We start from the raw sequence: 8990 nt of genomic DNA on the forward strand, positions 1-8990 counted from the left end.
CAATACGACTTCATCAGCCAACTCTATTGATGAAAAAGTGTTTTCAGTCTTTTCATGAACAGGCATAACCTGCCCTTTCATTACCGGTTCTTGTCGATGATAAACCGAGCCTGAAATGGAGACTGGCACCATGCTTGGTCCATAATATCCTTGCACATAATTAATAGTATTTTTAGCAGGTAAGAATGCAAGGTAGCCACCACAGGCCAAGCCAAACAAAAACACTCCTGCTAATGCACCTAAAGGCGCCACGAAATACGTCAATATGCCAAAGGCCAATACAGGAACAACACAGATCATTGCCAATTTAATCGATTTATTGGCATCATTTAAGCGACGAACAGCAGATAAACCAACCATAGGCAATAATGCTAGTGTCACAATCCAATTAATTACACTCGCAGGAAACACAATAGCAGCGACGGTTAGCAACAAAAATGCAGCGAACATAACTCCCATTAACCTTAAGCCTGTGTCACGACCATCTCGGCACAGTAGGGTTTTTACAGACATCAATCATTCCTATTCATTTACAAAAATCAAAAAAGCTGGCTACATAACAGAATTAGTCGGTGATTATAGTGCGTTATAACAACGCAAATGGATTGTTCTTATCATTAAAATCGACACCCGCTATTAATAGCGCAAAGCCTACAGAAATTATCTTATAAAGCCATACCCAACCTAGCTTTTGAGTTACTTTTTTATTCATTATCGTGCAAGTTACTTGTTATCAATCCAAGACCTTATCCTATTAACTCATAGCAATAACACCCAACGCCAATTTCTATCATTGCGCTAGCATAACCCTACAGTTAACGAGTATAATATTAAGCTTTCTTAATGAATAATCGGATGAGAAACCCTTTTTATGAGCACTCGCGGAAATCTTTTTATTGTGTCAGCCCCTAGTGGCGCAGGAAAATCATCACTGATATCAGCACTATTAAAAGATAAACCCTGCGATAAACAGGTTTCAGTGTCACATACGACCCGTAAACCTCGCCCAGGCGAAGTCGATGGCCAACATTATCATTTTGTTACTGTTGAGCAGTTTAAAGTATTAATTGCCCAAAATGCCTTTCTTGAATGGGCTGAAGTTTTTGGCAATTATTATGGCACTTCCAAGGTCGTCATCGAACAAACCTTATACAAAGGTATCGATGTATTTCTTGATATTGATTGGCAAGGCGCAGAACAAGTTAAAAAATTGATGACAACGGCTGTTGGAGTGTTTATTTTACCGCCGTCTAAAACTGAGCTTGAACGCCGTTTAACCGGACGAGGTCAGGATAGTCAGCAAGTTATTGATTCTCGTATGGCACAAGCTGTTTCGGAGATGTCGCATTATACACAATACGAATTTGTGATAGTAAATGACGATTTTGATAGTGCGCTAGCCGATTTAAGCGCCATTATTCGCAGTCAAAGACTAACCTGTGCTAGTCAGCAGCATACCCACAATGATATGCTTGTCGATCTCTTGGCAGATTAATTGTCATAGTGTACAATTTTGCGTCATTTTTTCCCATAGATAACACTGGAGTTTCAACACATGGCTCGCGTAACTGTAGAAGACGCCGTAAATAAAATCGGCAACCGTTTTGATATGATCCTGGTTGCAGCGCGTCGTGCACGCCAAATCGCCGTCCAAGGTAAAGAACCTATGGTTGATGAGATGAATGATAAACCAACGGTTGTCGCTTTACGTGAAATCGAATTAGGTTTAGTCACCTCAAACACTTTAGATGCTGATGAGCGCCAAACTGTTCGTGAACGTGAAGCAGCTGAAATTGCCGCTGTCGCAGCCATTGCAGAAGGCCGCGTTTTATAAGGAGTAGCGCCACTTGTATCTGTTTGAAGGTCTAAAAGAGTCAGCATCCAGCTATTTAGAGCCGGATCAAGTAGAATTACTCAAGCAGGCCTATTTGGTTGCGCGTGATGCCCATGAAGGGCAAATGCGCACAAGTGGCGAGCCTTACATTACCCATCCAGTTGCGGTTAGCCGCATCTTGGCAGACATGCGTCTCGATCATGAGACGCTTATGGCTGCCTTGCTTCATGACACAATCGAAGACACCCCCGTCACCAAAGAAGAACTCGCTGACTTATTTGGTATTGCAGTTGCAGAACTGGTGGAAGGTGTGTCGAAACTTGAAAAAATCAAGTTTCGTGATAGAAAAGAAGCCCAAGCGGAAAACTTCCGTAAAATGATGATGGCAATGACTCAAGATATTCGAGTTATCCTCATCAAATTGGCTGACCGAACTCACAATATGCGCACACTGGGCTCACTCCGCCCTGATAAACGCCGTCGTATTGCTCGCGAAACCCTAGAAATCTACGCCCCAATAGCAAACCGATTAGGTATTCACAATATCAAAATCGAACTTGAAGACTTAGGTTTTCAAGCTTATTACCCTATGCGACACAGGGTGATCCGCGATGTAGTCAAAGCCGCTCGTGGTAATCGTAAAGAACTGATTAACAGTATTGAAGTTGCCATTGAAACCCGCCTTGAAGAAGCTGGGATCCCGACAAAAGTAAAAGGTCGGGAAAAAAATCTCTATTCAATTTATCGAAAAATGCGTAGCAAAGAACTGCAATTTCAAGAAGTCATGGATATCTATGCATTTCGCGTTGTAGTTGACTCAATCGATACCTGTTATCGCGTTTTAGGTTCAATGCACGGATTATATAAGCCGCGTCCTGGACGTTTTAAAGACTATATCGCTATTCCAAAAGCCAACGGCTATCAATCACTGCACACGTCTTTATTTGGACCTCATGCTGTTCCTGTAGAAGTACAAATACGCACTGAAGAAATGGATCAGATGGCCGACAAAGGTGTTGCTGCACATTGGATGTATAAAAACAATACCGATACAGGTCAGCAAAGTACCACGCAAGTTCGGGCACATAAATGGATGCAAAGCTTGCTGGAATTACAGCAAAGCGCAAGTAGCTCGTTTGAATTTGTCGAAAATGTTAAAACAGAGCTGTTCCCTGAAGAAATTTATGTGTTTACTCCCGAAGGTCGTATTTTAGAATTGCCGGTTAATGCGACCGCGGTCGATTTTGCCTACGAAGTACATACTGATGTAGGTAATACCTGCGTGGGAGCAAGAGTAAATAGAAAAGCCTATCCTCTAAGTCAGCCACTAATATCTGGGCAAACAATTGAAATTATTACCGCTAAAGGTGCTAGACCTAATGCGGCATGGTTAAACTTTGTTGTCACAGGTAAAGCTCGAGGTAAAATCCGTCAGGTATTAAAGAGCCTTAAAGGTGATAACGCAATTGCATTAGGTAAGCGTTTATTGAACCATGCTTTAGGTGACACTAAGCTTGAAAGTATTCCTGCTGAATTGCTTGAAAAAGTGATCAAAGAAACCAAACACACCTCTTTAGACTCGCTACTAGCAGATATTGGCTTAGGCAATGCAATGAGTATTGTGATTGCACAGCGCTTGGTTGGTGAGCAGTTTGATTCTCAAGATAACAGTAAAGAAAGACCTCAGATGCCAATCCGTGGCGCTGAAGGCATGCTTGTTACCTATGCCAATTGTTGCCGTCCGATCCCTGGTGATGCGGTCATTGCTCATGTGAGCCCAGGCAAAGGTCTGGTAGTGCACATGGAAAGCTGTGCCAATATTCGCGGCTATCAAGGCGAGCCTGATAAGTATATTTCGGTACATTGGGACAACGTTGAAGGCGCAGAATACCAAGCCAATCTGCGTGTAGAAATTGTTAACCATCAAGGTGCACTAGCTAAAATCACCTCAATTATAGCTTCCGCTGGGTCAAATATTCACAACCTCAGTACTGAGGAACGTGATGGCAGGGTATATTTGATTAATTTACGTATTTCAGTTAAAGATCGTGTTCACCTTGCAAACGTTATGCGCAGAATACGTGTTTTACCTGAAGTATTACGCACCTCGCGTAACCGCTAGTCACTGATAACAATTAAAGAGAACTCAACATGGCTGAAAAAATTATCATCGCAACCGACAAAGCACCACAAGCTATTGGCACTTACTCACAAGCAGTTAAAGTCGGTAGTACCGTTTATCTTTCAGGTCAGATCCCGTTAGATCCAAAAACAATGACCATGGTAAGCGATGATTTTGCAGAACAAGTCGTACAAGTGTTCGAAAATTTAACCGCGGTATGTGAAGCAGCAGGTGGAAGAATGAGTGACATCGTTAAGCTGAATATCTTCCTGACCGATTTATCTCATTTTGCCACTGTAAACGAAATTATGAGTCGTTACTTCCAACAACCTTATCCAGCTCGTGCCGCTATTGGCGTCAAAGAGTTACCAAAGGGATCATTGGTAGAAATGGACGGAATAATGGAAATTTAACGAAAAATATACCACTTTTAAAACGCGCCTAGGGCGTGTACCGAATCAGTTAAGCGGTAAAACGACAAATTTTAATTGAGAGGTTTACCGATCTTTTTAGTCTGCGAAAATCCGATAATCTTTATTATCGGATTTTTTTATGGAACTTTCACCACCCCTTGCTCACACTTCAATTAATCGTCTAACTGAGTTTTTTATCTCTCGCTGATGTACTAGAACCCGGGATTATTCATCCTGCCTTAATTCAAATGGCGTAGCGACTTTAAGGCGATGCAAATTGCCCATGGACGCGATAGTTTGGGTTGTTATAGGCATGTCTCTATTCCGCTCAGAATACGTCCGTCAATTGATTAATAAGCTTGATACTGTGTTGCTAATGGCAGGGTTTCAACCGCTGAATATGAAAATCGTTATTTTAGGACATCAAAAAGTGCCTAGTATGCCTAGGCATTACCGAAGGCAAGCGAGAAAAGAGTTATCCACGTCACTTAAAAAGTCAGTAAAAATAAATATCCTGTAGCAAAAATAAAAATGCCGCTCACCTTAAGTGAACGGCATTACGCCTAGGGCGCCTTTTTTATATATGTATCATTAATAATGCAATAATTAACTGCGACGGCGTAAGCCTAGAGCACCTAATAACATCAATGCAAAGTAACCTAAACTACCACCATCACTGTCTTGAACAGGCTCTGGTGTTGGCGTAGGAGTTGGCGTTACTGGCGCAGGGTAGCTTAATGCAATAATCACAGGGTCGTGGTCTGAAGCTGAGAATGGACTTTCAGTTTTAACCAGCTCTCCGGTGTACTTGCTACCATATTCAAACAGGTTAGATTCAACTGAGTTAATGTGCCAGTCGTCAATACCCACTAACTTAGCCGCTAAACTTTCATTGGCCAACGCATGGTCTAAATTACCTAGCTCACCGTTGTAGCTGTATGAGTAAGTATCTGCGCCATGTGCTTGAGTATTTAGGTTAATTAAACCATAACCTTTATCAATCACGCTGCCTTCACGCTCGTAAACTTTACCGTCTAACGTTGTCCACGACGCAGTGCGGATAACATGATCAGTCGTTGACGCATCATAGTCAGTTAATACCGCTACTGGGTCTTCTTTGCCATAAGCATTTAAGTCACCAATAACTAATAAATCACCTTCAACATCTTTTAGTGACTCACCTAATACTTTGGCTGCTGATACACGGAAAGAGTTACACTTTCCTTGTAAATCTGCTGGTTCACCATTTTCGTTAAAGTCAGCCCAATCTTCAATACAGCCTGATCCTTTCGATTTTAAATGGTTAACCACAACAGTTAATTTTTCATCATTAATGCTAAAGGTTTGCACTAAGCTATGACGTTGGAACTTTTCATAACTAGGGCTTTGCTCAACAACGCCATCTTTCTCACGAGTTTGAGCACCTTCTGCAGCATGTTGTTCTGGCGTCGCAATCACTTTTGCTGCACCGTCTAAAGTAATAAGGGCTGGGCGATATAACATGCCAACCGTAATCGCATCACTGCCGATGAATTTGTCTTCATACTTGTCAGCATCTTCAATTTCAACAAAGCGATACGCTTGATCATCAGTTAATTCTGCGTTCAATGCATCTACAAGGTTTTGAATGGCACTTAACTCGCCAAAGCCATTGTTAGCGATTTCCATTAAGCCAACGACATCAGCATTCATGGCGACAAGCGCATTCACTATTTTAGTACGCTGTAACACCATTTCTTCTTCGATTAATGCACCGCGATTGCTGTTAGATGGATTAGCATCACCGCCAACTACGTCATTGAAGAAGTTCAATACGTTAAAGCTTGCAACGCGAATGTCGCCCATATCTGCCACTGTAGGCGCATCGGTACGATCGTTTACACGGATAAAATCGCCAGCAGTAATCATGTTGGTCGGTAAAATACGATATGCGTTGTAGCTATAACCGATCACACCTTCAAGGTTAGTCAGCTGATCGCCAACACGAATGTAGCCAGTTTCAGCGTTAAAATCTGGGAAGTAAGGCACTTCTCCATCTTTTGCTTTGAAATCAGATTCAACAAATAACTGGTTTACCGCGTTGGCTTTAGCCAATGCAATAGAATCTGCTGAGTTTGGTTCAAATACCTGGGTTGGCTTCATTAATGGCGCTTTATGCGACAACACCATATTGTTGCGACGTCCGCCATAATCGTAGCTAAAGGTACGAGTGATTTTCATCTCACTGCCCGCATCTAATAGCACTTTCATGCCTTCAACACGCTCTAAAGCTTGTGTTAGGGTTTCACCATCTGCAACGTAAAATGCACTGGCTACAGGCACTTCACCTAATGCGCCAACTTCAAATTTTTGATCGTCTTTAAGGTTAATCTGCGTCGAGCCGTAATATTCGTTTACTTTACCTTGCACACATACTTCAGTGCCTGGCTGGATAGTGTCTGGCACAGCTTGGTTTAAGAAGACAAAAATACCGTCTGACGTATAAGGTGAGTTATCACCTTGCATGTCTTGAATAAAGAAACCTTTGTATAAGCTGTCGCTTCTAGAAGTAACAATGCCTTTTACAGTCACTTCATTGGCTGATTCATAACTACCATCGGCAATTAATGGGCTAGAGGCACCTGCACCTTGCACATCATATATATTAGTCAGTGTAGCGCCATTACAAGTAAATACTGTTGGTTCTGGTGCGACAGCGGTATCAAGCGAGCCCAAGCCACTAAAGGTATCTTTATCTAATGTGGTCCACTGACTAGCATCATAAGTAGTGCTGGCGGTTAAGGCGTCTAAATTACGTTGGAATGTGGTGTCTAACCCCCAACCGGTAGGTGTTGGAATTTCACCAACAACATCAACCAACACACCATTTTTTAATAGGCCGACAGCATCGCCACCATTAAAGTATAAATTACCGGTCATCGAGTCGGTTGAGGCTGGTAAGGTAATCGCTGCACTTGGATGCAAAATGACTTTGACACTTTTAGCGGCAATAGTGTCAGTTAATTCCACCATATCAAGCGCTGCAGAGTCACCGTCTTTGTAACGTACTAATTTGTAGCCTGTTAAATCAATTGCAACGTCACTGTTGTTATACAGTTCAATCGCTTTGTTGTTTGAACTACCTTCAACGTATTCACTAATTAACACCTCTGCATTTGCCATTATTGGCATTGCAGCGGCTACTGCGAGTGAAACCGCCGTTAGTTTAGTCAGTCCTTTCATTTTTTAACCCCATATTTTGTAATATAAATGCTATTTTTTTGTAATATGCGGGGCGATTGTCCCAAAGTTTGTTTACAGAAAAAAGAACATTGATCACATTAATGAGGGAAACAAAATTGCTATCTAATTGATTAGCAAGTAATTTTGTTCTCGATGAGGAACGGTGAAAAATAATCAGTTAAATACCCCAATAAAAACAACGCCTAGCACAAAAACAGGTGGGCACAAGGTGATGCATCAAAAATATAAATTTTGTAACACTTAATAATCAAAAAACTAAAAAAGTGACAACATGCCTTTTGATGTTTCAACTCAGAGTCATAAAATCATCTTGAAAATGTAAGGTTTTCACTCGATTATTACGATAATATCGACGACCAACACTTACACAATGAATAAATACCAATAAATACCAATAAATCACTTAAGGTATGTGAGTTATTGTCGATATTGATCATGACTCGATGTAATGTTGATCACAACAAAATACGATTAAGATGACTTTTTTAGTATCAAAATACTAAAAGCTCATCTAGTATTTGAATTTATAGTATTCACAGGTTTAGGTGCTCAAACCATGAAAGAAGTTGATTTCAGAACTATCGATAAACTTTTCATTAAAATGTCCATAAACGATAAATTTTGGGCTATTTTCGGATTGTTCCTCATCATTTTATCAAGCGTATCAATTAGTGGTTATTTTAATAAAATTGAAAATATTGAGCAGCAATCGTTACTTGTTTTAGAACAAAAAACAGCAGCGATAGTTCAAGCTCTTGATGCAACAGGCCAACTAGAGCAAGCTTCAAACTTAGGTTTGCAAGTATCAGAACGTTCACAAACAAGCTCACGCCAACAAAATACCATTACAGCCGTTCATGCATTAAATGGCCAATATTATACACAAAGCGAATCTGTTTCCGGACAAGAAGCCAATGCGAAACAAGCTGCATTAATATCACTGTTAATGTCATTTTTATGGGTATTGCCTTTTGTAGTGGTTATTTACTGGACTGCAACTTTCCTTGGTGGTGCACTTTGGGTGTTGTGGGATACCACGGAAAAAATTGCTAAAGGCGATTTAACATCTCGTTTAGGTTTCCATCCTGGTCGTGATGAATTTGGCACCATTGGTTGCGCACTTGATAAAGCCATGGACACATTAACCGAGCTCGTTGTGGCAGTGAAAAAAAGTGCCGAAACGTTACAAACGACCTCCAGCTCATTTGCCAATGAAGCAGTGCAAAGTGCTGAACAAATTGATTTACAATATGCTTCACTTGATTCAGTGGCTACAGCAATGGAAGAAATGACGGCATCAGCTGCCGAAGTATCTAATATTTCTCGAAATTCAACTCAACGTGTTGAACAAGATTCAGAGTATAAACGTCAGAGTTAT

7 protein-coding genes and 1 pseudogene are annotated in these 8990 nt (G+C 41.0%); 6 read left to right on the forward strand and 2 right to left on the reverse strand.

All coding sequences use genetic code 11. The annotated features are described in order from the left end of the window. Positions 1-513, reverse strand: a 513-nt coding sequence (locus H5202_RS14970; RefSeq protein ID WP_182772779.1) for a DUF805 domain-containing protein, incomplete at its 3' end; no start/stop codon positions are given. Positions 514-871: 358 nt separating this feature from the next. On the opposite strand from H5202_RS14970, the gene gmk reads away from it, so the two are divergent. The 5 genes and pseudogenes from gmk to H5202_RS24300 form a co-directional block, all read left to right on the forward strand. Continuing rightward, the gene (gmk, locus tag H5202_RS14975) at positions 872-1495 is read left to right on the forward strand and encodes a guanylate kinase (RefSeq protein ID WP_182772780.1); all 624 of its coding nucleotides are present in this window, start codon (positions 872-874) and stop codon (positions 1493-1495) included. 60 nt (positions 1496-1555) lie between these two features. Next, positions 1556-1834, forward strand: coding sequence for a DNA-directed RNA polymerase subunit omega (gene rpoZ / locus H5202_RS14980; RefSeq protein ID WP_011635854.1), 279 nt, complete (start codon positions 1556-1558; stop codon positions 1832-1834). A gap of 13 nt (positions 1835-1847) precedes the next feature. Beyond that, positions 1848-3956 (forward strand): bifunctional GTP diphosphokinase/guanosine-3',5'-bis pyrophosphate 3'-pyrophosphohydrolase, encoded by a 2109-nt coding sequence (spoT, locus tag H5202_RS14985; protein ID WP_182772781.1) that lies wholly within the window; start codon positions 1848-1850, stop codon positions 3954-3956. Positions 3957-3985: 29 nt separating this feature from the next. Beyond that, a complete protein-coding gene (locus H5202_RS14990) occupies positions 3986-4369 on the forward strand; it encodes a RidA family protein (protein WP_011635852.1) in 384 nt (127 codons plus the stop codon). Positions 4370-4508: 139 nt separating this feature from the next. After that, positions 4509-4742: pseudogene (locus H5202_RS24300) on the forward strand (transposase domain-containing protein); the annotation flags it as partial. 233 nt (positions 4743-4975) lie between these two features. Here H5202_RS24300 and exeM read toward each other — a convergent pair. Continuing rightward, entirely contained in the window at positions 4976-7591 is a 2616-nt protein-coding gene (exeM, locus tag H5202_RS15000; protein ID WP_182772782.1) for an extracellular exonuclease ExeM, read from the reverse strand. A gap of 577 nt (positions 7592-8168) precedes the next feature. On the opposite strand from exeM, the gene H5202_RS15005 reads away from it, so the two are divergent. Then, the coding region (locus H5202_RS15005) for a HAMP domain-containing protein (protein WP_182772783.1) at positions 8169-8990 on the forward strand (822 nt) is incomplete at its 3' end.

The sequence above is a fragment of the Shewanella sp. SG41-4 genome, assembly GCF_014164505.1.
Taxonomy (GTDB): domain Bacteria; phylum Pseudomonadota; class Gammaproteobacteria; order Enterobacterales; family Shewanellaceae; genus Shewanella.